Origin of the sequence: Amycolatopsis granulosa (genome assembly GCF_011758745.1) — a bacterium.
GTDB classification, from domain to species: Bacteria; Actinomycetota; Actinomycetes; order Mycobacteriales; family Pseudonocardiaceae; genus Amycolatopsis_E; species Amycolatopsis_E granulosa.
The window spans coordinates 4,572,317-4,598,485 of sequence record NZ_JAANOV010000001.1 but is presented as its reverse complement, the minus strand read 5'-3'; the positions used below and the strand labels follow the sequence as shown (position 1 = coordinate 4,598,485).

Genomic DNA, 26,169 nt, shown 5'->3' with positions numbered 1-26,169 from the left:
ATGCGGGCGACGGTCGCCGGCGCGACCGCGAACGCCCCGGTGAAACCGCTGCGCTGGCTGCGGTGGTCGGCGTGGCTGGTCCTGCTGGTGGTGCTGCTGGCGCTGCCGCTGTACGTGGGCTCCGAGTGGCTCAAGGCCGGGCAGTGGATGATGACCGGCGCGGTCGGCGCGATCGGGCTGACCATGCTGGTGGGCCAGGCCGGTCAGCTGTCGCTGGCGCACGCGTTCTTCCTGCTCGCCGGCGGCACCACCTACACCGTGCTGGCGAGCGGAACGGAAGACGGCAGGGTGGTCGGGTTCGGCGTGGACCCGCTGCTGGCGCTGCTCGCCGCGGTGGCGGTCACCGCGCTGCTGGGCCTGGCGTTCGCGCCCGTGTCCGGGCGGCTGCGCGGCATCTACCTGGGCGTGGCGTCGCTGTCGCTGGTGTTCATCGGCCTCTACTTCGGACAGTCCGCGGACCGGCTGACCGGCGGTACCTCCACCGGCCGCACCCCGGCGCCGTTCGCGCTGTTCGGGTTCACCTTCGACAACTCGGGCAGCCTGGTGGTGCTCGGTGTGCCGCTGCGGCAGGCCGAACGCCTGTGGTACTTGTACCTGGCGCTGACGGTGATCGCGTTCGTGCTGGCACGCGGTGCGGTACGGAGCCGGGTCGGGCGGTCCTGGCGGGCGGTGCGTGACCACGAGGCGTCGGCCGCCGCGATGGGCGTCAACGTGGCGTGGGCCAAGGCCGGCGCGTTCGCGGTGTCCTCCGCCTACGCCGGGCTGGCCGGGGCGATGACGGTGCTGTGGTTCGACATCCTCAAGCCGGACGAGAACGAGTTCGGTACCTACGGCATCAACGTCTCGATCGCCTACCTGGCGATGGTGATCATCGGCGGCCTCGGCTCGATCGGGGGCGCCCTGGTCGGCGCGCTCATCGTGTTCGGGCTGCCGCAGGTGCTCTCGCTGTACTCGAACCAGCTGGGGATCTTCACCGGGAGCGGCGCGGGCGCGGTCACCCCGATCCTCGTCAGCACCTTCGTCTACGGCGCCGCGATCATCCTGGTCGTGCTCTTCGAGCCGGGCGGGCTCGCGGCGATCGGGCGCCGGATCACCGGCGGCCTGCACGCGCAACGCAAGAAGGAAGGAACGTCCCGATGAAGCGACGGCTTTCCCTGGTCCTCGCGGCGATGCTGGTCGTCGCCGCGTGCGGCACCAAGGCGGGCGATCAGGGATCGTCCGGCTCGGACGCCTCCGGCGTCAAGACCGACCTCGGGGTCACCGCGAACGAGATCACCCTCGGCGTCATGAGCGACCTGACCGGTCCGTTCAAGAACCTCTCCATCGGCATCACGCACGGCAACCAGTTGTGGGCCAACGACTTCAACGCCGCCGGTGGCGTGTGCGGCCGGCAGGTCCGGCTGGAGGTCGTGGACCACGGCTACAAGGCCGACCAGGCGAAGACCCTGTATCCGCAGCTGGAGCCCAAGGTGCTCGGGTTCGTCCAGGTGGTCGGGTCGCCGATCATGGCGGCGCTCAAGCAGAACATCAAGTCCGACAAGGTGACCACCACGCCGGCGTCCTGGTCCTCGGAGCTGCTGGACAACCCGTACGTGATGATCGTCGGCACGACCTACGACGTGGAGATGATCGACGGCCTGTCCTACCTGCAGGAACAGGGGATGATCAAGGACGGCGACACCGTCGCGCACATCTACATCGACGGCGAGTACGGCGCGAACGGCCTGCGCGGGTCGCAGTACTACGCGCAGAAGCACGGCCTGAACCTGCGCGAGGTCAAGATCACCTCGTCGGACAACGACCTGACCAACATCGTCACCGGCCTGCGCGGCGAGGGTGTCAAGGCGATCCTGCTGACCACCACCCCGGCGCAGACCGGTTCGGTGGCCGCGGCGAACAAGGCGCTCGGGCTGAACGTCCCGGTGCTGGGCAACAACCCCACGTTCGACCCGGTGCTGCTGAACAGCCCGGCCGCGAACGCGCTGGACCGGCTGTACGTGGTGGCCAGCAGCGTGCCGGTCGCCGCCGACATCCCGAAGGCGAAGGAGGTGCTCGGGAAGTACCAGGCGGCCAAGTTCCCGGAGCCGCCGAACGCCGGCGTGCCCTACGGCTACGCGGTGGCCGAGGTGTGGGGCACGGTGCTGAAGAAGGCCTGCGACAACAAGGACCTGACCCGCGACGGCATCCTGCGGGCGTTGCAGCAGACCACTTCGGCAGACACCGGCAACCTGGTGGCCCCCCTGGACTTCTCCAAGCCGGGCGCACCGCCGACCCGCGAGGTCTACGTCGCGCAGGCGGACGCGAGTTCGGTGGGCGGCATCAAGTACGTGAAGCCGCTGTTCGAAGCCGCGGACGCCAAGGACTACGTGGCGCCGCACCAGAAGTGAGCGAACCCGGCCGGGCCGTCGTGACGGCCCGGCCGGGTCCTCAGTGGACCATGGCCGCGCGCACCACGCGGCCACCGGCGGCGGTGGTGACACCGACCGCGATCACCACACCGAGCACGACGCTGAGCAGGTACGGGCCGGCCGCGAACGCGGCAGCCACGCCGCCGGTCTTGACGATCGAGAACGGGATGACGCACACGACCGCGCCCACCACCGCGGCGATGACGCTGACGAGCGTCGCCGCGACGATCTCCCGCAGCAGCATCCCGCGGGTCTGCCCCGCCGTGGACCCGACCAGCGACATCGCGCCGAACTCCTCGCTCCGCCGGCCGAGCGCGGCCACCAGGTTGTTGGTCAGCGCGATGGCCATGAACACCGCGATCAGAACCACCACGAGGTAGTTGATCGACCCCAGCACCTGCGCCGTGCTGCCCGCGACCGAGTGCTGGTTCTCGATGCCCTGCATGCTGAGCGTGCCGGCGGAGACCCCGACGAGCAGCGTCAGGAACGTGACCGCCGGCCGCACCCGCTCCGGTGCCGCGGCCAGGTTGATCGCCGCGAGGTGGCCCGCCGCACCACGCGGCAACGCGGACAGGGCACGCAGCACCCGGTTCGCCACTCCGACGAGCTCCGGTGCGAGCACCGCCAGCCCGATCGCGGTGAGCACCGTGGCCGGCCCGGTCATCGCGGTCGTGGCGATGTTGTCGGCGTCCAGGCCGAGCACCGCCGACGCCGAACCGATACCCGCGACGAGCACAACCACCGCGATGATCCGCCGGGGAGACCGGCCGGACCGCTTGCCCCGCGCCGGGCCCGCGCTCTCGACCGGACTGCGCCCGGCGGTGCCGCGGCTGCCGATCCACGCCGCCACCACGGTCGCGACCAGCACGACCACGACGCCGAGCAGGGGCAGCCCGAGCCCCGGCGAATACACCGAGGCCGGATCGATCAGCCCGGAGGACCGCACCGCGCTCAGCACGATCCAGCCGAGCAGGTAGCCCGCGCCCAGGCCGGGCAGCAACGCCACCGCGGAGACGGCGAAGGTCTCGGCCGAGACCATCACCTGCACCTGGCGGGGCGTCGCCCCGATCAGCCGCAGCCCGCCGATCTCGGCGGTGCGGCCGCTCAGGGTCACGCCGACCGTGGAGACCATCGCGAACAGCACGATCGCCACCACCCAGCCGCCCATGATCACCGGGAACTCGGTGAGGAACGGCCGGTCGGCGGCCGCGGTGGTGTCCGCGAGCCCGGTGCCCAGGAGCGCGGTCATCGCGGTGACCAGCCCCATCCCGATCAGCGCCACCAGGCCGGTGGCGATGGCCGCGCCCCGGTGGTGGCGGAACAGCCGCAGTGCGAGACCCACCACGTCAGCTCACCCCCATCGCGGCGCGCTCGGCGGACTCGACCAGCGTCGCCATCCGGCTGGCCACCGCCGCCGCGGACGGGCGGTCCAGGCGGTCGACGATCAGGCCGTCAGCCAGGAACAGCACCCGGTCGGAGAACGACGCGGCGACCGGGTCGTGGGTGACCATGATGATGGTCTGGCCCCGGTCGGCGAGCCCGCGCAGCAGGCTGAGGACCTCGCGGGCGCTGCGGATGTCCAGCGCCCCGGTGGGCTCGTCGGCGAAGACGACCTCCGGGTCGGTGATCAGCGCCCGCGCCACCGCGACGCGTTGCTTCTGCCCGCCGGAGAGCTGGTCCGGGCGGTGCCCGCCGCGCTGTGCGAGGCCGACGCCGGCGAGCATCGCCTCGGTCCGCTGGGGATCCGGACGACGCCCGTCCAGCCGCAGCGGCAGCTCCACGTTCTCCCTGGCGGTCAGCGCCGGGAGCAGGTTGAACGCCTGGAACACGAACCCGATGCGCCGGCGTCGCAACTCCGCCAGCTTGGTCTCGCCGAGCCCGGCCAGGCTCTCGCCGTTCAGCTCGACGCTGCCCGCGGTCGGGGTGCGCAGCCCGGCCGCGCTGTGCAGCAGCGTCGTCTTGCCCGATCCGGACGGTCCCATGATCGCCAGGAACGACCCTCGTTCGGCGTCGAGATCGACGCCGCGCAGGGCGTCGACCGGCCCCGCCTCTCCCTCGAACCTGCAGCGCAGCCCCCTGATGCGCACGGCTGGTGTGCCCATGGTGATGATCCCCTTCGATGTGATGAACGGTCGTTTTAAACGAACGTACACATGATACGTTAGCAGACGTGGGACATCGAGAGAATTTGCTGACGGCGGCACGCGGATGCCTCCTTCGCGTCGGCTACGCGCGCACGACGGCACGGGACCTGGCCGCCGCGTCGGGGGCGAACCTGGCGTCGATCAACTACCACTTCGGGTCCAAGGACGAGCTGCTCACGCGCGCGCTGCACGAACTGAACACCGAATGGGGTGAACTGCTCTTCCGCGCCCTCGGCGACGGCGACACCCACGAGGCGCTGTGGGAGCGGATCATCGAGTCGATCCGCGGCAACCGGCAGCTGTGGTTCGTCAACTTCGAGGGGGTCGCCTACCTCCAGCACGACGCGAAGATCCGGGAGATGACCGCGCAGGCGCAGCAGGCGGCCCGCACCGCGCTGGCCAGGGCCTTCGGCGGCCTCGGCCCGGATGCCGACCCGGACCGGGTCCGGATCGTCGGCTCGCACTACTACTCGCTGCTCGTCGGCGTCGCCCTGCAGTGGCTCACCGACCCGGAGCACGCGCCGTCGGCGGCGGAGATCGTCGCGGCCGACCAGCACACGCACGTGTAGCGGTGTGCCGCGCAGCGGAACGCGGTGCTTGCGGTCCGCCGGCCCGGGCACGAGAGTTCGGGCCATGGATGCGACAGCGGTGCGCGAGGCGGCCGACCTCCTGCTGCGGGCCTACGCGGCGGGCAAGCCGATCGCGCCCCTGATCGAGACCTACCCGGAGGCGACCGTCGAGGACGCCTACCGGATCCAGCTCGACCAGGTGCGCGTGTGGACCGAGGGCGGCGCGGAGATCAAGGGCCACAAGGTGGGCCTGGCCTCGGCCGCGATGCAGCGGCAGATGGGCGTGGACCAGCCGGACTACGGGCACCTCACCGGCGGCATGTTCCACCTCGAGCACCAGCCGATCCCGGCCGGCGGCTTCCTGCAGCCGCGGATCGAACCCGAGATCGCGTTCGTGCTGGGGCGGAAGCTGTCCGGACCGGGCGTGACGGTGGCCGACGCGGTGCGCGCGGTCGACTTCGTGCTGCCGGCGCTGGAGATCGTCGACTCCCGGATCGCGGACTGGCGCATCTCGATCGTGGACACCATCGCCGACAACGCCTCCTCCGGCGGAGTGGTGCTGGGCAGCAGGCCGACCGCACTGTCGTCGGTGGACCTGCGGCTCGCCGGGTGCACCCTGCACGCCAACGGGGAGCTGGCCGCCACCGGGGCGGGCGGCGCGGTGCTCGGATCGCCGCTGAACGCGCTGGTGTGGCTGGCCAACACGGTCGGCCCGCTGGGCGTCGACCTGGAGCCGGGCCACGTCGTGCTGCCCGGTTCGATGACCCGGGCGATCCCGGTGCGGCCCGGGGACACGGTGGTGGCCACGGTGGCCGGGCTGGGCAGTGTGACCGCGGTGTTCGCGGGCGGGGAGGACGCATGACCGAGTGGAGCATCGCCGAGGCGGCACGGGTGCTGCTGGCGGCCGGGGACGCCGGCGTCGCGCGCGGGCCGATCACCGCGGAATGGCCGGGGCTGGACGCGCGCACCGCATACGCGGTCCAGGACGAGGTGCTGCGGCTGCGGCTGGCCCGCGGCGAGAAGCTGATCGGGCTCAAACTGGGGTTGACGTCCCGGGCGCAGCAGGAGCGCATGGGCGTGGACCGTCCGGTGCTGGCCTGGCTGACCGACGCCATGGTGCTGCCTGCCGCGGACCCGCTGCCGCCGCTGATCCACCCACGTGCCGAGCCGGAGATCGTGTTCGTGCTGGGTGAACGCCTGGCCGGGCCCGGTGTCACCGCGGCGGTGGCGATGGGCGCGGTGGACCGGGTCCACGGCGGGATCGAGGTCATCGACTCGCGCTACCAGGACTTCCGGTTCGCCGCACCGGACACCATCGCGGACAACGCGTCGTCGGGCGTGTTCCGCGTCGGGCCGGTGGGGGTCGCGCCGTCCGGGCTGGATCTGTCCCTCCAGGCGTGCCTGCTGGAGGTCGACGGGGCCATCGTGGACAGTGCCACCGGCGCGGCGGTGCTCGGCCATCCGGGTGAAGCACTGGCACTGGCGGCGAACACGCTGGCGGAGCGGGGGCTGGCGCTGGAGGCCGGGTGGATCGTGCTGACCGGCGGGCTGACGGATGCGGTGCCCGTCGAGGCGGGCTCGCGCGTCGCGGCGCACTTCACCGGTCTCGGGTCGGTGACGGTGTCGGGCTGAGCGCCCGGGCCCGGTTCCGGGACCCGGGCCGGGGCCGGGCCGGCACCCGTTCGTAACACCTTGATTACTTGATCGGATCGCCACCCGATCCGGTGAATCGATCACCGGCGCGACCGGTTCGGTGTTTGTGCAGGTCAGCGGCGTATGGGAAGCACTTCCACACCGGAGGCGGCGCCGTCAACGCCCCTATGGCATATGCCACGAGTCCGGTCGGCGTATATCGATCACGGCGAATTCACATTACTGTCATAAGACCCGGCGAACCCGGGGGTAACTGGCGCGCCGCGGGGACCCGCCCACCACGACCCGGGACACGCTGATGCGCGCCAGCGGCCCGACGACGTGCCGACCGCGGCCACCCGATGACGTGTGGCCGGTGTAGGTGAGTCCTGCCCTCGTCCGGGCGACTCCTACCTCTGCTCCCGACTGACCATCGCGCAGGAGGGCCGCTGTGTTAGCAGCGCCCGCGCCGCGCCCACGTGTGAGGAGACGGCCAGCCGTGACCCGCCCCAGTGTTCGCAAGCCGGAAGGCTTGTACGACGCGCAATACGAGCACGATGCCTGCGGTGTCGCGTTCGTCGCCGACATGTCCGGCCGACGCAGCCACGACATCGTGACCAAGGCCCTCACGGCCCTGCGCAACCTGGAACACCGTGGCGCCAGAGGAGCCGAACCGGAGACCGGCGACGGCGCGGGCATCCTGATCCAGGTGCCGGATGCGTTCTTCCGCGAGGTCGTCGGCTTCGACCTGCCGGAGGCCGGTCACTACGCCGTGGGCACCGCGTTCCTGCCCACCGGCGAGACCGCCCGCGGCCGCGCGATGAGCGCGATCGAGGGCATCGCCGCCGAGGAGGGCCTGCGGGTCCTGGGCTGGCGCGAGGTCCCGGTGGACCCCGAGCACGTCGGGCCGACCGCGGCCACCACGATGCCGCACTTCGCGCAGCTGTTCCTCACCTCGCACGAGGGCCTGCGCACCGGCCTCGACCTGGAACGGGCCGCCTTCTGCGTGCGCAAGCGGGCCGAGCACCTGCTCGCCGACGAGGACGTGTACTTCCCGAGCCTGTCCGCCCGCACGATCGTCTACAAGGGAATGCTCACCGAGCCGCAGGTGCCGCGGTTCTTCCCCGACCTGACCGACGAGCGGGTGACCAGCGCGATCGGCCTGGTCCATTCCCGCTTCTCCACCAACACCTTCCCGTCGTGGCCACTGGCGCACCCCTACCGGTACGTGGCGCACAACGGCGAGATCAACACGCTGCGCGGCAACCGGAACTGGATGGACGCGCGCGAGTCGATGCTCGCCACCGACCTGATCCCCGGTGACCTCAAGCGGATCTACCCGGTCGTCACCCGCGGCGCGAGCGACTCGGCGTCCTTCGACGAGGTGCTGGAGCTGCTGCACCTGGGCGGCCGCAGCCTGCCGCACGCCGTGCTGATGATGATCCCGGAGGCGTGGGAGAACCACGAGGAGATGGATCCCGCCCGGCGGGCGTTCTACGAGTTCCACTCCACCCTGATGGAGCCGTGGGACGGCCCGGCGCTGGTGTCGTTCACCGACGGCACCCAGATCGGCGCGGTACTCGACCGCAACGGCCTGCGGCCGGCCCGGTACTGGGTCACCGAGGACGGCCTGGTCGTGCTGGCCAGCGAGGTCGGCGTGCTGGAGCTGGACCAGGCGACGATCGTGCAGAAGGGCAGGCTGGAACCGGGCCGCATGTTCCTCGTCGACACCGCGCTGGGCCGCATCGTCGACGACGAGGAGATCAAGGGGCAGCTCGCCGCCGAGCACCCCTACGACGAGTGGGTCCGCCAGGGCCTGGTGCGGCTGGAGGAATTGCCCGAGCGCGAGCGCGAAGTGCCCACGCACGCCTCGCTGGTGCGCCGGCAGCAGGCGTTCGGCTACACCGAGGAGGAGCTCGACACGCTGCTGTCGCCGATGGCAGGCACCGGCGCCGAGCCCATCGGGTCGATGGGCAACGACTCGCCCCTCGCGACCCTGTCGTCCGGCCCGCGCCCGATCTTCGACTACTTCATCCAGCTGTTCGCCCAGGTCACCAACCCGCCGCTGGACGCGATCCGGGAGGAGCTGGTGACATCGCTGGGCACCCAGCTCGGTGCCCAGCCGAACCTGCTGGAGGCCGGCGGCGAATCCTGCCGCCGCGTCGTCCTGCCGTTCCCGGTGCTGGACAACGACGAGCTGGCCAAGCTGGTGCACATCAACGACGACGGCGACCTGCCGGAGTTCGCCGCGGTCACCATCCACGGCCTCTACGACGTGCACGGCGGCGGGGACGCGCTGGTGGCCCGCCTGGAGGAGATCCGGACCGAGGTGTCCAACGCGATCTCCGAGGGCGCCCGGCTGATCGTGCTGTCCGACCGCGGGGTCGACGCCGACCACGCGGCCATCCCGTCGCTGCTGCTCACCGGCGCGGTGCACCACCACCTGGTGCGGCAGAAGACCCGCACCCAGGTGGGCATCATCGCCGAGACCGCCGATGCCCGCGAGGTGCACCACATCGCGCTGTTGCTCGGTTACGGCGCCGCCGCGGTGAACCCGTACCTGGCGATGGCCACGGTCGAGGAACTGGCCCGCGACGGCAAGATCCCCGGCGTCACGCCGCAGCAGGCGACCCGGAACCTGATCAAGGCGCTGGGCAAGGGCGTGCGCAAGACCATGTCGAAGATGGGAGTGTCCACTGTGGCCTCCTACACCGGCGCGCAGATCTTCGAGGCGCTCGGCCTCTCGCAGGACGTCATCGACACCTGCTTCACCGGAACCACCTCCCGGCTGGGCGGCGTCGGCTTCGACGTGCTGCACGAGGAGGTCCGGCAGCGGCACGCCCGCGCGTTCCCGCGGGACGGGTTCCGCGCCGGCCACCGCGAACTGGAGATCGGCTCGGACTACCAGTGGCGGCGCGAGGGCGAGCCGCACCTGTTCAACCCGCACACGGTCTTCAAGCTCCAGCACTCCACCCGCACCGGCCGCTACGAGGTGTTCAAGGAGTACACCAACGCCGTCGACGAACAGTCGAAGAAGCTGTTCACGCTGCGCGGGCTGTTCGAGCTGAAGGAGGGCGTGCGGCCGCCGGTGCCGATCGAGGAGGTCGAGCCGGTCTCGTCGATCGTGAAGCGGTTCGCGACCGGCGCCATCTCCTACGGCTCGATCTCGCAGGAGATGCACGAGACCCTCGCCATCGCGATGAACCGGCTGGGCGGCAAGTCCAACACCGGTGAGGGTGGCGAGGACCCGGAGCGGCTCTACGACCCGGAGCGGCGCAGCGCCGTCAAGCAGGTCGCCAGCGGCCGGTTCGGGGTGACCAGCGAGTACCTGGTCAACGCCGACGACATCCAGATCAAGATGGCGCAGGGCGCCAAGCCCGGCGAGGGCGGCCAGCTGCCCGGCGCGAAGGTGTACCCGTGGATCGCGCGCACCCGGCACTCCACACCCGGTGTGGGGCTGATCTCCCCGCCGCCGCACCACGACATCTACTCGATCGAGGACCTGGCGCAGCTGATCCACGACCTGAAGAACGCCAACCCGGCCGCACGCATCCACGTGAAGCTGGTGTCCGAGGTGGGCGTCGGCACGGTCGCGGCCGGGGTGTCCAAGGCGCACGCCGACGTGGTGCTGATCTCCGGTCACGACGGCGGCACCGGTGCCTCGCCGCTGTCCTCGATCAAGCACGCCGGCGGCCCGTGGGAGCTGGGCCTGGCCGAGACCCAGCAAACGCTGCTGGCCAACCGGCTGCGCGACCGGATCGTGGTGCAGACCGACGGCCAGCTCAAGACCGGCCGCGACGTGGTGATCGCCGCGCTGCTCGGCGCCGAGGAGTTCGGTTTCGCCACCGCGCCGCTGGTGGTGTCCGGCTGCATCATGATGCGGGTCTGCCACCTCGACACCTGCCCGGTGGGCGTGGCGACGCAGAACCCGAAGCTGCGCGAGAAGTTCAGCGGCAAGGCCGAGTACGTGGTGAACTTCTTCGAGTTCATCGCGCAGGAGGTGCGCGAGTACCTGGCGCGGCTGGGCTTCCGGTCGATCGAGGAGGCCGTCGGGCACGCCGAGATGCTCGACACGCGCAAGGCCGTCGACCACTGGAAGGCGCGCGGGCTGGACCTGTCGCCGATCTTCCACGTGCCCGAGCTGGAGCCGCGGGCCGCGCGGCACCAGGTGGTCGCCCAGGACCACGGCCTGGAGAAGGCGCTGGACAACACGCTGATCCAGCTCGCCGAGGGTGCGCTGAGCTCCGGCGACAAGGTGCGCCTGGAACTGCCGGTGCGCAACGTGAACCGGACCGTGGGCACCATGCTCGGGTCGGAGCTGACCAAGCGCTGGGGCGGCGAGGGCCTGCCGGACGACACGATCGACGTGACGTTCACCGGCACCGCCGGCCAGTCGTTCGGCGCGTTCGTGCCCAAGGGCATCACGCTGCGGTTGTTCGGCGACGCCAACGACTACGTCGGCAAGGGCCTGTCCGGCGGACGGATCGTCGTGCGACCACCCAGGGAGGCGAAGCTCGCGTCCGAGCAGAACATCATCGCCGGCAACGTGATCGGCTACGGCGCGACCAGCGGGCAGATCTTCCTGCGCGGCCGGGTCGGCGAGCGGTTCTGCGTGCGCAACTCCGGCGCGCTGGCCGTGGTCGAGGGCGTCGGCGACCACGGTTGCGAGTACATGACCGGCGGCCGCGTCGTCGTGCTCGGCCCGACCGGGCGCAACTTCGCGGCCGGCATGTCCGGCGGGATCGCCTACGTGCTGGACCTGTCGCCGCTGCGGGTCAACCCGGAGATGGTCGACGTCGACCCGCTGGACGACGAGGACGTCGAGTTCCTGCGGGACGCGGTCGAGGCGCACTTCGTGGAAACCGAATCGCCGCTGGCACGGACGCTGCTGGCCGACTGGGAGGCCACGGTCACCCGCTTCGGCAAGGTCATGCCCAAGGACTACAAGCGAGTCCTGGCCGCGCAGGCGGAAGCCGAGCGCGACGGCCGGGACGTGAACGAAGCCATCATGGAGGCCGCACATGGCTGACCCCAAGGGTTTTCTCACGACGCCCCGCGAGACGCCGAAGACCCGCCCGGTGCCGCTGCGGCTGCTCGACTGGCGTGAGGTGTACGAGGACTTCGCGTCGAACAAGCTGGAGAAGCAGGCCGGCCGCTGCATGGACTGCGGCATCCCGTTCTGCCACCAGGGCTGCCCGCTGGGCAACCTGATCCCGGAGTGGAACACGCTGGTCTGGAGCGACGACTGGCGGGACGCGATCGAGCGGCTGCACGCCACGAACAACTTCCCGGAGTTCACCGGGACGCTGTGCCCGGCGCCGTGCGAGACCGCCTGTGTGCTGGGGATCAACAACGACCCGGTGACGATCAAGCGGGTCGAGATCTCCATTGTGGACCGCGCCTGGGAGGAGGGCTGGATCACGCCGCAGCCCCCGGTGACGCGCACCGGCAAGAAGGTCGCCGTCGTCGGGTCCGGGCCGTCCGGCCTGGCCGCCGCCCAGCAGCTGACCCGCGCCGGGCACGAGGTGGTCGTGTTCGAGCGGGCCGACGCGATCGGCGGGCTGCTGCGGTACGGCATCCCCGAGTTCAAGATGGAGAAGCGGCGGCTGGACCGGCGCCTGGACCAGATGCGCGCCGAGGGCACCGAGTTCCGCACCGGCGTCGACGTCGGCGTGGACATCACCGCCGAGGAGCTGCGGTCGTCCTACGACGCCGTCGTGCTCGCCGGGGGTGCGACCGCGTGGCGGGACCTGCCGGCACCGGGCCGCGAGACGCCCGGGGTGTACCAGGCGATGGAGTACCTGCCGCTGGCGAACCGGGTCGCCGCCGGCGCGCTGGAGTCGGCGCCCATCTCCGCCGAGGGCAAGCACGTCGTGGTCATCGGCGGCGGTGACACCGGTGCGGACTGCGTCGGGACCGCGCACCGGCAGGGCGCGCTGTCGGTCACCCAGCTGGAGATCATGCCCCGCCCGCCCGAGTCGCGGTCCGAGGCCCACCCGTGGCCGACCTACCCGATGATCTACCGGGTGTCCTCGGCGCACGAGGAGGGCGGCGAGCGCCTGTACTCGGTGAGTACGAAGGAGTTCCTCGCCGACGACGAGGGCAACCTGCGGGCGCTGCGGCTGGTCGAGGTGCGCAGCGAGGACGGGAAGTTCGTCGAGGTCGAGGGCACCGAGCGGGAGCTGCCCGCGCAGCTGGTGCTGCTGGCGATGGGCTTCGTCGGCCCGCAGCGCGAGGGCCTGCTGGAGCAGCTCGGCGTGGAGCTGGACGCCCGCGGCAACGTGGCCCGGGACGAGAACTTCCGCACCAGCGTCGACAACGTGTTCGTGGCCGGCGACATGGGCCGCGGGCAGTCGCTGATCGTGTGGGCGATCGCCGAGGGCCGGTCCGCGGCCGCCGGGGTGGACGCCTACCTGACGGGCCGGGACGTCCTGCCGGCCCCGATCGCGCCGACGGACCGGCCGATCGCCTAGGACCCCGGGGCGGGCCGCCGCGACAACGCGGTCGCGCCGGCCCGCCCCGTCCCCAGCCCCGGACGCTCCCGCGGAGCAGCACGACCGCCGCGAGGCTGAGCGCACCCCCTCGGACACGCCACTCACCGACCCGCCCCCGCAAACACACCGCCCGGAGCGGCAAACACGCCGGTGCGCCGTGTTCGCCGGCTGGGGTGGCGTGTTCGCCGACTGGGCTGGGGTTTTTGCCGGCGGCCGGGTTCGCCCGGCGGGCTGTGGGTGTTTTTCCGACCGGCGCGGGGATTTCAACCGACCGAGCCGGGCGCTGATCAATGTTCACAAGCCGCGCGCGAGCGAGTATTACTGATGCGTGGACCGGCATGAGCGGCTCGACACCCTGCTGGAGATCATCGGTCAGCAGGGCCGGATCGAGGTCGAGCAGGCGGCGGAGAAGCTGAACGTCTCCCCCGCCACGGTGCGCCGGGATCTCGACCATTTGGCGAGCCGCCAATTGCTCACCAGGACACGTGGTGGCGCGGTCGCCGGAAATGTCGCCTACGACCTGCCCGGCCGCCACCGCGGCGCGCGGCACACCGGGGAGAACCGGCGGATCGCCGAAGCCGCGGCCCGGCTGGTGAACCGCGGGATGGTGATCGGCTTCAACGGCGGAACCACCACCACCGAGGTGAGCCGCGCCATCGCGGCCCGGCCGGAATTCAACGACCGCGGCAGCTCCCCGGTGCTGACCGTGGTGACGAACGCGGTGAACATCGCGCACGAACTGGCCGTGCGGCAGAGCATCCGGCTGGTCAGCACGGGCGGGGTCGCGCGGCCGCAGTCGTTCGAGCTGACCGGGCACCTGGCCGGGATGGTGCTCGAAGAGGTCAGCCTCGACCTGACGTTCCTCGGGGTCGACGCGGTCGACCCGCTGCGCGGCGCCTACTCCCACCACGAGGCCGAGGCGGCGATCGACAAGCTGCTCGCGCACCGCGCCAAGCGGGTCGTGGTGGTGGCCGCCAGCTCGAAGCTCGGTGGCTACGCGTTCGCGCGCATCTGCTCGACCCTCGACATCGACCTGCTGATCACCGACTCGGGTGCCGAACCGGACCTGGTGTCGGCCTTCGAGCTGGAGGGCGTGCGGGTGACGGTGGCGTGACCCGGCTCAGGGCACGGTCGGCAGCCCCGGCGGCGCGCCCTGCTCGATCAGCCGCAGCAGCGCGCCGGTGTCCAGGCACTCCTCGACGGCGTCGGCGAGCCGGTCCAGCATGGCCTCCCGCAGGGCCGCGAACCCGGGCGCACCCGGTGCCGGTGACCACGGCACACCGGCCTGCGCCGCCACCTCCGACAGCCACGCCCGACGGAAGCCGTCGTTGTCGAGCGTGCCGTGCCAGGTGGTGCCCCACACCGCGCCGCGGCGCCAGCCGTCGAGGAACGGTTCGACGCCGTCCTCCGCCTCCAGGGACGCGCTGCCGTGGTGGATCTCGTAGGCCGCGACCTCGTGCCCGCGCCACCGCGCGGCCGGCCGCCGGAGCACCTTCTCCTCCCGGAACGTCACCGTGGTGGGCAGCAGACCGAGCCCGGCCACGGTGCCGGCGCCGGACTCCACATCGTCCACAATGGTCCGCGCCAGCATCTGGTGACCACCGCAGATGCCCAGCAGCGGACGCCCGGCCGCGGCGCGCGCGGCCAGTGCCTGGTCGATCCCGCGGTCGCGCAACCAGCGCAGGTCATCCACGGTGGCCCGGGTTCCGGGCAGCACCACCAGGTCCGCGCTGCGCACCGTGTCCGGATCGGCGGTCAGCGTGACGGTGACACCCGGTTCGGCGGCCAGGGCGTCCACGTCGGTCGCGTTCGAGGCCCGCGGGAACCGCACCACCGCGACCCGCAGTCCGCCCGCCGGGTGCTGCTCGTGCCGCCATCCGGCGGCCGCGAGCGCGTCCTCGGAGTCGATCCACACCCCGTCCAGCCAGGGCAGGACCCCGAGCACCGGCCGGTGGGTGAGCTCGGCGATGCGGTCCAGCCCGGGACGCAGCAGGGTTTCGTCGCCACGGAACTTGTTCACCACCCAGCCGGCCAGCAGAGCCTGGTCCTGGGCACCGAGCAGCGCGACCGTGCCGTACATGGCGGCCAGGACGCCGCCGCGGTCGATGTCGCCGACGACGACCACCGGCAGCCCGAACCGGCGCGCCAGCCCCAGGTTGACGTAGTCGCCCTGGCGCAGGTTGATCTCGGCCGGGCTGCCCGCGCCCTCGCACACCACGACGTCGAACCGGCCGCGCAGGTCCTCGAACGCGGCGAAGGCGATGCGGGCCAGCTCCCCGCGGCCGGTGGCGAACTCGCCCGCTTCCAGCGTGCCGAACGGTTTGCCCAGCGCGATGACGTGGCTGCGCCGGTCACTGCCCGGCTTGAGCAGCACCGGGTTCATCGCGGCCTCCGGCTCGGCCCCCGCGGCGACCGCCTGCAGCCACTGCGCGCGGCCGATCTCCGCGCCGTCGGCGCACACCATCGAGTTGTTGGACATGTTCTGCGCCTTGAACGGCGCCACCCGGAGCCCGCGCCGGGCGAGCCAGCGGCAGATGCCCGCGGTGACCAGGCTCTTCCCGGCGTCCGAGGTGGTGCCGGCGACCAGCAGGCCCCTCATCGGGCCACCCCCGCGGCGAGGACGAGGGCCGCCAGCCCGACCGCTCGCGACAACCGGACCGCGCGGCGCACGTCGGTGACGTCCGGGGCGGGGCCCTCGCCCAGGGTGCCCCGGTCCTCGATCCGGCCGCCGTAGCTGTTCACCCCGCCCAGCCGCACGTCCAGCGCTCCGGCGAACGCCGCCTCGATCTGCCCGGCGTTCGGGCTGGGGTGCCGCCGGGCGTCCCGGCGCCACACGCGCAAAGAGCGCCCCGGCCTGCCTCCGACGACGCGTGCGCACAGCGCGGTGACCAGCGCTCCGGCACGGGCGGGCAGCAGGTTGGCGAGGTCGTCGGCGCGGGCGGCGGCCCAGCCGAACCGCGCGAAGCGCGGCGTGCGGTGGCCCACCATCGCGTCGAGCGTGTTCAGCGCCCGGTACCCGAGCAGCCCGGGCAGCCCGGCGACCGCGCCCCACAGCAACGGCGCGACGACGGCGTCACTGGTGTTCTCCGCGATCGACTCGGTGGCGGCCCTGGCCAGGCCCTTCTCGTCCAGCTCGGAAGCGTCGCGCCCGCACAGGTGCCCCAGCCGCTGCCGCGCGGCGGGCACGTCCCCGGCCTCGAGCCGCACCGCCATCGCCTCCCCCTCGGCCGCCAGGCTCCGGCCGCCGAGGACGGTCCACGTCGCCAGCGCGGTCACCACGACGCGGGCGGCCGGGCGGTCGCGCGTCGCGGCCCGGGCGAGCGCCCCGAGCCCGGCGGCGGCTCCGGCGCAGGTCGCGGCGTAGGCGGCTCCGCGGGCGCGCGAATCGGCCCAGACGCGGCGCTCCAGGGCGTGCGCCGCCCGCCCGAACAGCGCCACCGGGTGACCGCGCCGCGGGTCGCCGAGGGCCGCGTCCAGCGCGTATCCCGCCGCGAGACCGAGCGCGGTCAACGATCTTGCATACACCACACACGGCACGGTAGCCCGTGCACGACAATGCCGGGTATGACCAAGCTGACCCAGCGGCTGGCCGCCTCACTGGAGGCCGCCGCCCGGCTGCTCCGCCGGTACGGGGACGACGAGGCGAAGGTGCTGGTCCTGGGCGGAGTCCGCTCGGGCAAGTCGCGCCACGCCGAGCGTCTGATGGCCCGCCATCCCGAAGTCGTCTACGTCGCGCCCGGCCCGGTGCCCACCGGCGACGACCCCGAATGGGCGGCGCGGATCGCGCTGCACCGCGCCCGCAGACCCGCGAACTGGCACACGGTGGAGACCGGCGACCTCGCGACGACCGTCCGCAAGGCGTCGCGCCCGCTGCTGATCGACTGCCTGGGCACCTGGGTCACCCGGGTGCTCGGCGACGTCGGCGCGTGGGAGGGCAAACGGGACTGGGAGCTGCGGCTGGACGAACGGCTGGAGGAGTTCCTCGACGCCTGGCAGGTCGCGCACGTGCCGATCGTCGCGGTGACCAACGAGGTCGGCATGGGTGTGGTGCCCGCGACAACCTCCGGGCGGCTGTTCCGTGATGTGCTGGGGGCGCTCAACGATCGCGTCGCGGCGCAGGCCGACAGCGTGCAGCTGGTGGTGGCCGGACGGATCCTGCACCTCGACGAAAGGGCTCGGCTGTGACCCGCTTCGACATCCCGGTGCCCGACGCGGCCGCGCACGCCGCCGCGGTGGAGCGGCTGGACGCGCTCGTCAAACCGGTGGGCGCGCTGGGCAGGCTGGAGGAGCTCGCCGCGTGGCTGTGCGCCGCGTCCGGGCAGGTCCCGCCGCCGCCGATCACCCGGCCACGCGTGGTCGTCTTCGCCGGTGACCACGGCGTCAGCCGGCTGTCGGCCTATCCGCGCGAGGTCACCGCCGCGATGGTGCGGGTGTTCCTGGCCGGCAGGAGCGGCGTGAACGTGCTGGCCCGCGAGGCCGGTGCCGGTGTGCGGGTGCTGGACATCGCGGTCGACGCGGACCTGTCCGACGTGCCGGAAGCGGTGCGGGCGTGGAAGATCCGGCGCGGCTCGGGGTCGATCGACGTCGAGGACGCGCTGGCCCCGGGCGAGGCGCGGCGGGCGTTCGACGCGGGCCGCGCGGTGGCCGACGGCGAGGTCGACGACGGTGCGGACCTCCTCATCCCCGGTGACATGGGCATCGGCAACACGACCGTGGCCGCGGCCCTGGTCGCCGCGGCCCTGGGGGTGCCGGCGGAGGAGGTCGTCGGCGCCGGGACCGGCGTGGACGAGGCCGGGCGGGCACGGAAGGTTTCGGTGGTGCGCGCCGCGGTCGAGCGGGCCGGCGCGCGGGTGGCGGACCCGTTCGAGCTGCTCACCGCGCTGGGCAGTGCGTGCGCGGCCGCGACCGCCGGGTTCCTGGTCCAGGGTGCCGTGCGCGGGGTGCCGGTGCTGCTGGACGGGGTGTTCTCCGGCGCGGCCGCGGTGGTGGCGGCGGAGATCGCGCCCGGGGCGGCGCGGTGGTGGCTGGCCGGGCACCGCTCGACCGAGCCGTCGCAAGCGTTTGCGCTCAAGTCGCTGGGGTTGACGCCGATCCTGGACCTGGGCCTGCGGCTCGGCGAGGGCAGCGGCGCGGTCCAGGCGGTGCCCACGCTGCGCGCGGCGCGTGCCGTGATCGCGGACATGGGCCTGCTGGCCGACCTCGCCTGACCGGCATGCTGACCGGCGACGCACTGCGGATGGCCGTGGGCACCCTCACCGCTCTCCCGACCCCGGCTCCGCGCGTCATCGACCGCCGGGTCGCCGCCGGAGCGATGCTGCTGGCCCCGCTGGCGGCGGTTCCGCTCGCGGTGCTCGCCGGGGTGGTGGTCCTCGGCGGGGACGCCCTGCGGTTACCGGCCATCGCCGTGGCCGGGCTCACCGTCGGCGCGGTGGGCCTGGCCAGCCGCGGCCTGCACCTCGACGGCCTCGCCGACACCGCGGACGGCCTCGGCGCCTCGTTCGACCGCACCCGGGCCCTGGACATCATGCGCCGGGGCGATTCGGGCCCCACCGGCGTCGCCACGCTCGTGCTCGTGCTGATCGTCCAATGTGGATCCCTGGCGGGCGCGATCGGCGCCGGTCGCGGGGTCACCGCCGCCGTCGTGGGCACGCTGCTCAGCCGGTGGGTGCTGGCGCTGTGCTGTACCCGCGGTGTGCCCCCGGCCCGGCCGGAGGGTCTGGGCGCGACCGTGGCCGGCAGCGTCCGTCTCCCGTGGACGGTCCTGACCTGCGGCGTCGCGGCCGGGCTGACCACGCTCGCCCCCGGCCTACCGTGGTGGCGCGGCCCGGTCGCGGTCGCCGCGGCCTTCCTCGCCGCGGGTGTGGTGGTGTGGCGGTGCACCGCGCGGCTGGGCGGCATCACCGGGGACGTCCTCGGCGCCTGCGTGGAGTTCGCCGCCGCGGCGAGCTGGCTGGCGCTCGCGCCGTAGCGGGGAGGTCCGGCCGCCCAACCGGCCTCCCCGCGGCTCACCGCAACGCGGTGACATTGTCGGGCACGTCGCCCTCCCCCAGGTCACGCAGCGAACCGGCGAGGTCCGGCCGCCCGGCCCGGACCATCAAGGACGCCAGCCGGTCCCGCAGCAGCTCGCGCTCCGGCTCCTCCTCCGCGGCGGGGTGAAGCGCCCGCACGAACCGGTCGGCAAGATCGGCGGGCGAACTGGGCCGGTCGTCCCGGACAGCCTCGGCCGGCCGCGGTTCGCCCGACGGTTCCGCCTCCGCCGCGAGGCCGGCGAAGTACGGGGAGACCGCGGACTCGTGCACCGCGGACGAGAGCAGCGCGAACGTACCGCGCATCCGCACCGCGTCCTCGACCCGGTCCTTGTGCTGTGCCAGCCACCAGATCAGGGCGTTGCTGGGGGTCGCGAGCGCGTCGTCCCGGAGATAGGCACGCAGAGCCTTCTCCAATGCGATTTCGTCCTCCCATTGCCGGACCTTCTTCCGCAACTCGATGCGACGCTGCACGAGCTCGCGGTCGTCGTCCGACAGGGCCAGCGTCACCTGCGTGGCCCAGGCCCAGCGGGACGCGCTGTCCCCCAACGCCTGCCCCATTGCGGCCGCGACGTCGCGCTGGGCCTGTGCCAGATCTTCCGGCTGGTAGCGAGCCACGATCCCGGCGGCGCGATCACGGATGCTCCGAACGGCCCAGCTCCCGGCATCCCCTGCCCCCGGACCGGCCGTGATCTGGCAGTGCACCTGCGCCGAGAAGAAGGCGCGGTAGTCCGGGTCGGCCGTTTGCAGCGGCTCCGCACTGATCTCGTACTCGGCGCTCATCACCGCCGGCGCCGGTGCGGGCGGGGCGATCCGCGGCCGCGAGTACGCCGCGGCGAGCGCGACGCCGCCGAGGCCGAGCACCACGATCACCACAACGAGTGCGACCCAGCCGCCCAGCAGCGCGGACACGATCAGCAGTGCCGCCACTCCCAGTCCTGCCGAGACCACCATCCGATTGTTCATCGCGAGAGCTCCGTTCTTTCGTCGTCCCACCACTCGGCCACGCCCTGTTGCCGGTCGATCCGATCCCGCAGGGCGGCGAACACGGCCGCCCCGCCGTCGGCCCGGCGCGCCCAGTCCCGGGCCACCACGAACAGCCGCGCCGCTCGGGCCTCGTCGTCACCGGCCGCGGCAGCCAGGACGTCCAGGAAATCCGCCCGCGTCCCGGCCTCCGCGAGCCACGCCTGGACCAGCGGTGACCACTGCTCCACAGCACGGTCGTTCAGGGCTGCCCGCCAGCACTCGATCAGCCGCACCCGGTTCCACGGGTGGTGATCGACCCGGTGCGGTGCCGCGAGCACCGCGAAGAGCTCGTGATCGATCCTGTTCGTCCGCGCGAGTGCGACGAGGATCCGCCGCGACAACCGGGCGTCGTCGGCCAGGCGGATCAGGACGTCGCGGGCGGCGGCGCTGACCGCCGGTGCGGAATGCAGGGTCAGCAGGCGCAACCGCACGATCGCGACGTCCGGGTGGGTGTGCGTCAGCACCCGCTCGCACACAGCGAGGATCACGTGGGCGAGTCGCGCCGACAGCGAGGGATCCTCCGCCCATTCGTACAGCTGCCTCCGCACCGCCCGCCCGACGTGCTGATCGACCACCGCGCGGGCCAGCAACCGGTACGCGAGCAACCGGACCTCGCTGCGGGGCTGTGTGGCCCAGCTCCGCGCGACCCGCACGACCGACCGCCCGTCGCGGCTGCGCAGCAACTGGTCACCGAGCCGGTCGCCCGCCAGACGCCGCTCGTCGCCCGCCAGAGGCGGCGTCACCACCGTGTCCGCGATCCAGCGTTCGAGGTCCTCGTGCAGACCGGCGTACTCGTCCCACAGCCTGCCGAAAACCGCGTCCGCATAACCGATGCGCCCGAACCCCACCCGCCGATCCGTCACCTCGGCGCCCAGACGCCCGAGCCGTCCCACGACACCGTCGTGTTCAAGCCAGTGCTGCTCGGGTTGCGGAAAGCCGATCAGCCCGAGCAGCGTCCGCTCGGCCACAGCCACGGTGTCAAGCCGTGCGCCGGCGAACGCGGTGGCGGAGAACAGCAGAGCGCGCTGCCGGCCGTCCCGATGCCGGTCCAGCAGGTGCCCCAGTTCTCCGGGATAGCCCCGGATCGCCTCGACCGCCGCGGCCAGCCGGTCCGCCGCCGCGCCGTGCCTGTTGTCGCTCTCCGCGACGACCAGGTACGCCACCCGCGCCAGCTCGCTCATCGCAGCCGCCTCGAGCACTTCCTCGGCCGCCCGATCGACGCCCTCGGGGTGCAGGTCGATCCCAGCGGCGGCGAGATGGGTGAGCACCACGGAAACAGCACCCGGCCGCCCCAGCGGCACGACGCGCCGCCGCAGTTCGTCGGTGAGCCACGCCTCCTGCTCCCGGCTGATAACGACGGCCAGCCGCGCCCCGCTCTGCTCCACCGCAGCCGCGAGAGAACGCAACTCTTGGTGGTAGCCGTGGAAAGTCCACCGGTCCAGCTCGGAGAGGTTGACCAGGAGGCGATCCCCGGCTTCGACGTCTCCCAGGGCCGCACCGGCCCCCGCCTCGATCTCGATCTCCTGGATCTCGTTGTCCTCGTGCCCCTCCGGGCACAGCAGCATCCGCGCGGCGGTCTCCCGTCCCGAGCCCGTCGTGCCGCTGAGGACGACGACCCCGCTCAGCACCACCCGCTCCGCCTTGTCGAACCCGGGTGGCGGCTCGAACCTGAGCTGCAGCCAGCGCAGGTCGCCGGCGGTGATGGGCCGGCGCACCGCAGGCGCCGGATCGTCTCGCACCAAGCGGAGGAACTGGTAGTAATGGGTGGAGTTGTCGATCTGGTCACCGCTGCCGCTGTGCACCGAGCCGTGCACGTCCGCGATCTCGGTCTGGTTCACCGGCGCCGTCATCGATCACGCCCGCCGAAGGACTGGTGGATGCCGCCGCTGTTGTGGCCGACGATGTTCTGGGCTTCCGCGTGGTAATTGCTGCCGGAGCCGGTGTGCACGGGGCCGCTCGCCTGGTGGATCACGGTCGAGTTGACCGGCGCAGGGCGCTGAGTGGCCTGCTCGCCGGCAACATCCACCTCGGTCCGGAAGCCCCGGTTCAGCAGATCCCCCGAGGGTTTGGGCACGCGCAGGTAGGCCGTGCCGTGGTAGGTCTTCTGGTCCACGGGCACCCGCACGTACAGGTCTTCGTCCTCGGCGGTGTAGCCGGTGACGACCGCGTCGGCGAACGCCCGCTCGGACACGATCGCGGCCACACAGGTCGGTTTCCCCGAGCGGGTGAGCAGGTCCCGTACCGGATCCGAGTCGAGCAGGCGGTGGTTCTCCACCCGGGACGCACCGCTGCCATCGGAGAGCGCTTTCCCGCCGGAATCCGTCATGGGGCCTACGTTGACGCTGACCCGCATCCGCAACGGCTCGTCGCCGGCCGGACGCCAGCCCACGGTGTTGCGGTATTCCAATTCCTCCTGCAGCGCGGGCAGGAACGGATTGAGCAGGAACGGCAGCTCCTCGGCCGGGAACCCCGCGACGTAGCCGTCACCGGTCGTCGCACCGAACTTGTGCTCCCCCCACAGCCGGTCCAGCCCGGCTCGCTGGAACGCCTGCGCCAGGATCTGCGGAACCGACTCGGTCAGCTCCGCGTGGAACCGGCCGCGCCGTCCGCTGAAGTGCCGGATGTCCACCACGAGCAGCGCTCGATACGGCGGCAGAGCTTCGACGTGGTCGTGCTTGGTCATCGTGATCACCTTTCCGCCCGCATCCGGGGTGTGCGGCGCGATCACGACGATCACCGAACCGCGTCCGCGGAATTGTCCGGCACCGGACAAACTCGCGGGTGACTATCGTCACAAGCCGGCGCTGCCGGCCAGCTTGTCGAGGTCTGCCACCACGAGCCGCCGTCCGGCGGTGAGTGCTCCCAGCTCGCGCAGCACCGCGATCTGCTCGGCGACCGTGCTGCGCGACAACCCCAGCGCACGGGCGAGGCTCTCCTGCGAAAACGGCACGCGCATGCGGTCCGGATGCCCCGGGTCGGCGAGCGCGACCAGCTCCAGCATGAGCCGGGCGAGCCGCCGTCGTGAGCTGAAGTGCACGAGTTGCATCTGGTAGGGCACGGTCTCGGACAACTTCCCGAGGAGGTAGTCGGTGAAGTGCCCGTCGATCCGGTTCCGCTTGAGGAACTCGCGGAACTTCTCGGCGGTGAGCACCTGCGCGGTGCAGTGGTCGATCGCCTGCACGCTTGCCGTCCGCGTCATCTGCGGGACACCCGCGATCTCTCCGACCAGATCGCCGGCGGCCCGCAACGAGACGAGCAGTTCCGCGCCCTGCTGGTCGTGGCCGGTGACCTTCACCCGGCCACGCAGGAGCACCAGCACCGAACCACCGGGGTCACCCTGGCGCAACAGGAAGGATCCGGCCCGGAAGCTGCGCGTTGCGCCCTGGGAGACGAGCGCGTCCCACAGGTGTTCGCCGATCAGAGCCCGGAACCCACGTAGAACGTTGGACAAGATCACGGGTCGTGACTACTGCCTCACCTGCCGCCCCCACCGGGGAATGCCGGGAGTTCACCCGTTCAGCCGAGACTCCAGGGCCGCGAGGAAGCCGTCCGTCACGGCATGGTCGCGGACCGCGATGCGCAGCCAGTCGCCGTCCAGGCCGGGGAACGTGTCGCCTCTCCGGACGGCGTAGCCGGCCTCCCGCAACCGCAGGCGCAACGCCGCCGCGCCGGGGATCCGCACCAGCACGAACGGGCCTCGCGGCTCACCGGCGACCTCGACGCCCAGCGCGCGCAGCCCGGCCACCAGGTACTCGCGGTCCTGCTCGGCGCGCACGGCCAGCTTGTCCGCCTCGTCGAGCGCCGGGGGCCGGGAGCACGCGACCACGGCGCGCGCGGCGAGCGTGGACACCGACCACGGCGGTTGCACGGCCCGCAACGCCGCCACCACCGGCGGCTCGGCCAGCACGTATCCCGCGCGCAGCCCGGCGATCCCCCAGGTCTTCGTCAGGCTCCGGATCACCACGACGCCCGGCAACCGTTCCCCCGCCAGGCTTTCCGGCTCACCGGGCACCGCGTCCAGGAACGCCTCGTCGACCACCAGGATCCGCCCCGGCCGGGCCAGCGCGCGCAGCGCGGCGGCCGGGTGCAGCACCGAAGTCGGGTTGGTGGGGTTGCCGACGAACACCAGATCCGCGTCCGCGGGCACCGGTCGCAGCACGAAACCGTCCGCGGCGGACAGCGCCACCCGCTCCACCTCGTGCCCGGCCGCACGCAACGCCGCTTCCGGCTCGGTGAACTGCGGGTGCACCACCACCGCGTGCCGCGGCCGCAACGCCGTGGCCAGCAAGGTGAACGCCTCGGCCGCGCCCGCGGTCACCAGGACGTCCGACGCGTCGCGGCCGTGACGGGCGGCGACCGCCTCCCTCGCTGCCTCGGCCGAGGGGTACGCGGCCAGCTCGTCCAGCGCCGCCACCAGTTCCGCGCGCAACCAGGGCGGCGGCGCGGGCAACCGGACGTTCACCGCCAGGTCGGCCAGCCCGTCGCCCACCTCCCGATCCCCGTGGTGGTGCAGGTCGTAGTCAGCCATGCGCGTGCACCGCCGCCGCGAACCGCCGCGCCAGCACGGGATGCCCGGCCCAGTGCACGTGCAGGTAGGACGCGTGCAGCGTGCGCGACGCGAACCCGTCCGGGGCCCCGTCCCAGGTCCACGCCGCCGGAGCACCGGCCCGCGGCCTTACCTCCGTCCGGTGGAATTCGTGCCCGGTGACCTGGTGCCCGGGCTCGGCCAGCAGGTTCGGCGCGGGCGCGACCGCGGTGCGGTAGCCGAGCGCGCCGCGCCGCGTCATCGCCGCCGACGCGTCCAGCGCCCCCACCATCGGCAGCCCGTCCAGCTCCCGGCACAGGTACAGCAGTCCGGCGCATTCGGCCACCACCGGCATGCCGCGCCGGATCGCCGCGGCCAGTTCCGCGCGCAGCGGCGCGTTCGCCGAGAGGTCCGAGACATGCACCTCGGGGAACCCGCCGCCGAAGTACAACCCGGCGCAGCCCTCCGGCAATGCCTTGTCGCGCAACGGGTCCAGGTCGACCACGTCCACTCCGGACGCCGCGAGCAGCTCGGCCGTCTCGGTGTAGCGGAACGTGAACGCCGGTCCCGCGGCCGCGGCGACGACCCGCCGCGGCCCCGAGTACGGCCCCGAGTGCGACCCCGCCGGCTCCCACACGGGAGCGGTCAGCGCGGGAGCCGACCGGGCCACCCGCACGACCGCCGCCAGGTCCACCCCGTCGGCCACCCACGCCGCCAGCTTCGGCAGCAGCTCCCGCGACTCGGCGTCCCGCTCGGCCGCCGGTACCAGCCCGAGGTGCCGGCTCGGGGCGTGGATGCCGTCGTTGCGCCGCAACGCGCCGAGCACCGGGATGCCGGTCCGCACCAGCGCCGCGCGGATCTCCTCCTCGTGCCGCGGCGAGCCCAGCTTGTTGAGGATCACGCCGGCGATCTCCACCCCGGGTTCGTAGCGCGCGAACCCGAGCACCGTCGCCGCGACGCTCCGGCTCGCCGCACTCGCGTCCACCACCAGCACCACCGGCGCGGCCAGCAGCCGCGCGACGTGCGCGGTCGAGGCGTACCCCGCGGTGCCGAGCTGCCCGTCGAACAGGCCCATCACGCCCTCGATCACCGCGATGTCCGCACCCGCGGCACCATGCCGCAGCAGCGGGACCAGCCGGTCCTCCCCTTGCAGGAACGGGTCGAGGTTGCGCGGCGGCCGCCCGGTGGCGAGGGCGTGGTAGCCGGGATCGATGAAGTCCGGCCCGACCTTGTGCCCGGAGACCGCCAGCCCCCGGGCGCGCAGCGCGGCCATGAGCCCGGTGGCGATCGTCGTCTTGCCGTGCCCCGAGGCGGGCGCGGCGATGATCAGGCGCGCTACCACGCC

At 72.7% G+C, this 26,169-nt stretch carries 21 protein-coding genes; 11 read left to right on the top strand and 10 right to left on the bottom strand.

The genetic code is table 11. The features are described from left to right. Together FHX45_RS22550 and FHX45_RS22545 are read left to right on the top strand one after the other, a co-directional pair. Positions 1-1,140, top strand: a complete 1,140-nt coding sequence (locus FHX45_RS22550; RefSeq protein ID WP_167109338.1) for a branched-chain amino acid ABC transporter permease — start codon at positions 1-3, stop codon at positions 1,138-1,140. Next, a complete protein-coding gene (locus FHX45_RS22545; RefSeq protein WP_167105477.1) occupies positions 1,137-2,387 on the top strand; it encodes an ABC transporter substrate-binding protein in 1,251 nt (416 codons plus the stop codon). The genes FHX45_RS22550 and FHX45_RS22545 overlap by 4 nt, the downstream gene beginning before the upstream one ends. Before the next feature lie 40 nt (positions 2,388-2,427). On the opposite strand, the gene FHX45_RS22540 is transcribed toward FHX45_RS22545, so the two are convergent. Further along, positions 2,428-3,753: an FtsX-like permease family protein gene (locus FHX45_RS22540; RefSeq protein ID WP_167105474.1), complete on the bottom strand. Its 1,326-nt coding sequence runs from the start codon at positions 3,751-3,753 to the stop codon at positions 2,428-2,430. 1 nt (position 3,754) lies between these two features. Next, positions 3,755-4,510: an ABC transporter ATP-binding protein gene (locus tag FHX45_RS22535; protein WP_167105471.1), complete on the bottom strand. Its 756-nt coding sequence runs from the start codon at positions 4,508-4,510 to the stop codon at positions 3,755-3,757. 68 nt (positions 4,511-4,578) lie between these two features. Here FHX45_RS22535 and FHX45_RS22530 point away from each other — a divergent pair, with 68 nt between their 5' ends. The 6 genes from FHX45_RS22530 to FHX45_RS22505 all read left to right on the top strand — a co-directional run bounded on the left by FHX45_RS22530 (position 4,579) and on the right by FHX45_RS22505 (position 14,361). Further along, complete coding sequence (locus tag FHX45_RS22530) at positions 4,579-5,121, top strand: TetR family transcriptional regulator (protein WP_167105468.1); 543 nt, start codon at positions 4,579-4,581, stop codon at positions 5,119-5,121. A 64-nt stretch (positions 5,122-5,185) separates the two neighbouring features. Further along, positions 5,186-5,983, top strand: coding sequence for a 2-keto-4-pentenoate hydratase (locus FHX45_RS22525; RefSeq protein ID WP_167105465.1), 798 nt, complete (start codon positions 5,186-5,188; stop codon positions 5,981-5,983). Continuing rightward, a complete protein-coding gene (locus FHX45_RS22520; protein ID WP_167105462.1) occupies positions 5,980-6,753 on the top strand; it encodes a 2-keto-4-pentenoate hydratase in 774 nt (257 codons plus the stop codon). Before FHX45_RS22525 ends, FHX45_RS22520 begins: the two co-directional genes overlap by 4 nt. Before the next feature lie 499 nt (positions 6,754-7,252). Next, positions 7,253-11,782, top strand: a complete 4,530-nt coding sequence (gene gltB, locus FHX45_RS22515; protein ID WP_167105459.1) for a glutamate synthase large subunit — start codon at positions 7,253-7,255, stop codon at positions 11,780-11,782. After that, complete coding sequence (locus tag FHX45_RS22510; RefSeq protein WP_167105456.1) at positions 11,775-13,226, top strand: glutamate synthase subunit beta; 1,452 nt, start codon at positions 11,775-11,777, stop codon at positions 13,224-13,226. The genes gltB and FHX45_RS22510 overlap by 8 nt, the downstream gene beginning before the upstream one ends. Positions 13,227-13,575: 349 nt before the next feature. After that, positions 13,576-14,361: a DeoR family transcriptional regulator gene (locus FHX45_RS22505; protein ID WP_167105453.1), complete on the top strand. Its 786-nt coding sequence runs from the start codon at positions 13,576-13,578 to the stop codon at positions 14,359-14,361. Between the two features lie 6 nt (positions 14,362-14,367). On the opposite strand, the gene FHX45_RS22500 is transcribed toward FHX45_RS22505, so the two are convergent. Beyond that, positions 14,368-15,846: a cobyric acid synthase gene (locus tag FHX45_RS22500; protein WP_167105450.1), complete on the bottom strand. Its 1,479-nt coding sequence runs from the start codon at positions 15,844-15,846 to the stop codon at positions 14,368-14,370. After that, entirely contained in the window at positions 15,843-16,775 is a 933-nt protein-coding gene (locus tag FHX45_RS22495; RefSeq protein ID WP_167105447.1) for a cobalamin biosynthesis protein, read from the bottom strand. The genes FHX45_RS22500 and FHX45_RS22495 overlap by 4 nt, the downstream gene beginning before the upstream one ends. 36 nt (positions 16,776-16,811) lie before the next feature. On the opposite strand from FHX45_RS22495, the gene cobU reads away from it, so the two are divergent. From cobU to FHX45_RS22480, 3 genes are read left to right on the top strand one after another with little or no spacing between them, the layout of a single operon-like run. Next, positions 16,812-17,432 (top strand): bifunctional adenosylcobinamide kinase/adenosylcobinamide-phosphate guanylyltransferase, encoded by a 621-nt coding sequence (cobU, locus tag FHX45_RS22490; protein WP_167105444.1) that lies wholly within the window; start codon positions 16,812-16,814, stop codon positions 17,430-17,432. Further along, positions 17,429-18,454, top strand: coding sequence for a nicotinate-nucleotide--dimethylbenzimidazole phosphoribosyltransferase (cobT, locus tag FHX45_RS22485; RefSeq protein WP_167105441.1), 1,026 nt, complete (start codon positions 17,429-17,431; stop codon positions 18,452-18,454). The genes cobU and cobT overlap by 4 nt, the downstream gene beginning before the upstream one ends. A gap of 5 nt (positions 18,455-18,459) precedes the next feature. Then, on the top strand, positions 18,460-19,215 hold the full coding sequence (locus FHX45_RS22480; RefSeq protein ID WP_243869193.1) for an adenosylcobinamide-GDP ribazoletransferase: 756 nt from the start codon (positions 18,460-18,462) through the stop codon (positions 19,213-19,215). Positions 19,216-19,252: 37 nt separating this feature from the next. Here FHX45_RS22480 and FHX45_RS22475 read toward each other — a convergent pair whose 3' ends face one another. From FHX45_RS22475 to FHX45_RS22450, 6 genes are all read right to left on the bottom strand, one after another. Further along, complete coding sequence (locus tag FHX45_RS22475) at positions 19,253-20,239, bottom strand: hypothetical protein (protein ID WP_167105438.1); 987 nt, start codon at positions 20,237-20,239, stop codon at positions 19,253-19,255. After that, positions 20,236-22,149 carry a hypothetical protein gene (locus FHX45_RS22470; RefSeq protein ID WP_167105435.1) on the bottom strand — a complete coding sequence of 638 codons (1,914 nt, stop codon included), beginning with the start codon at positions 22,147-22,149 and terminating at the stop codon, positions 20,236-20,238. The genes FHX45_RS22475 and FHX45_RS22470 overlap by 4 nt, the downstream gene beginning before the upstream one ends. Beyond that, positions 22,146-22,982: a hypothetical protein gene (locus FHX45_RS22465; protein WP_167105432.1), complete on the bottom strand. Its 837-nt coding sequence runs from the start codon at positions 22,980-22,982 to the stop codon at positions 22,146-22,148. Before FHX45_RS22465 ends, FHX45_RS22470 begins: the two co-directional genes overlap by 4 nt. A gap of 108 nt (positions 22,983-23,090) precedes the next feature. After that, positions 23,091-23,756 (bottom strand): cyclic nucleotide-binding domain-containing protein, encoded by a 666-nt coding sequence (locus FHX45_RS22460; RefSeq protein ID WP_167105429.1) that lies wholly within the window; start codon positions 23,754-23,756, stop codon positions 23,091-23,093. Positions 23,757-23,807: 51 nt separating this feature from the next. Continuing rightward, positions 23,808-24,827 carry an Rv2231c family histidinol phosphate aminotransferase CobC gene (gene cobC / locus FHX45_RS22455; protein ID WP_167105426.1) on the bottom strand — a complete coding sequence of 340 codons (1,020 nt, stop codon included), beginning with the start codon at positions 24,825-24,827 and terminating at the stop codon, positions 23,808-23,810. Continuing rightward, positions 24,820-26,166: a cobyrinic acid a,c-diamide synthase CobB gene (locus tag FHX45_RS22450; protein WP_167105423.1), complete on the bottom strand. Its 1,347-nt coding sequence runs from the start codon at positions 26,164-26,166 to the stop codon at positions 24,820-24,822. Before FHX45_RS22450 ends, cobC begins: the two co-directional genes overlap by 8 nt. Between the last annotated feature and the right edge of the window lie 3 nt (positions 26,167-26,169).

Bases quoted from the DNA above. Each gene is read 5' to 3' on its own strand.
- FHX45_RS22550 (WP_167109338.1), top strand. From the start codon at position 1: ATGCGGGCGACGGTCGCCGGCGCGACCGCGAACGCCCCGGTGAAACCG.
- FHX45_RS22545 (WP_167105477.1), top strand. From the start codon at position 1,137: ATGAAGCGACGGCTTTCCCTGGTCCTCGCGGCGATGCTGGTCGTCGCC.
- FHX45_RS22535 (WP_167105471.1), bottom strand. From the start codon at position 4,510: ATGGGCACACCAGCCGTGCGCATCAGGGGGCTGCGCTGCAGGTTCGAG.
- FHX45_RS22525 (WP_167105465.1), top strand. From the start codon at position 5,186: ATGGATGCGACAGCGGTGCGCGAGGCGGCCGACCTCCTGCTGCGGGCC.
- FHX45_RS22520 (WP_167105462.1), top strand. From the start codon at position 5,980: ATGACCGAGTGGAGCATCGCCGAGGCGGCACGGGTGCTGCTGGCGGCC.
- FHX45_RS22510 (WP_167105456.1), top strand. From the start codon at position 11,775: ATGGCTGACCCCAAGGGTTTTCTCACGACGCCCCGCGAGACGCCGAAG.
- FHX45_RS22500 (WP_167105450.1), bottom strand. From the start codon at position 15,846: ATGAGGGGCCTGCTGGTCGCCGGCACCACCTCGGACGCCGGGAAGAGC.
- cobU (WP_167105444.1), top strand. From the start codon at position 16,812: ATGACCAAGCTGACCCAGCGGCTGGCCGCCTCACTGGAGGCCGCCGCC.
- FHX45_RS22480 (WP_243869193.1), top strand. From the start codon at position 18,460: ATGCTGACCGGCGACGCACTGCGGATGGCCGTGGGCACCCTCACCGCT.
- FHX45_RS22475 (WP_167105438.1), bottom strand. From the start codon at position 20,239: ATGAACAATCGGATGGTGGTCTCGGCAGGACTGGGAGTGGCGGCACTG.
- FHX45_RS22470 (WP_167105435.1), bottom strand. From the start codon at position 22,149: ATGACGGCGCCGGTGAACCAGACCGAGATCGCGGACGTGCACGGCTCG.
- FHX45_RS22465 (WP_167105432.1), bottom strand. From the start codon at position 22,982: ATGACCAAGCACGACCACGTCGAAGCTCTGCCGCCGTATCGAGCGCTG.
- cobC (WP_167105426.1), bottom strand. From the start codon at position 24,827: ATGGCTGACTACGACCTGCACCACCACGGGGATCGGGAGGTGGGCGAC.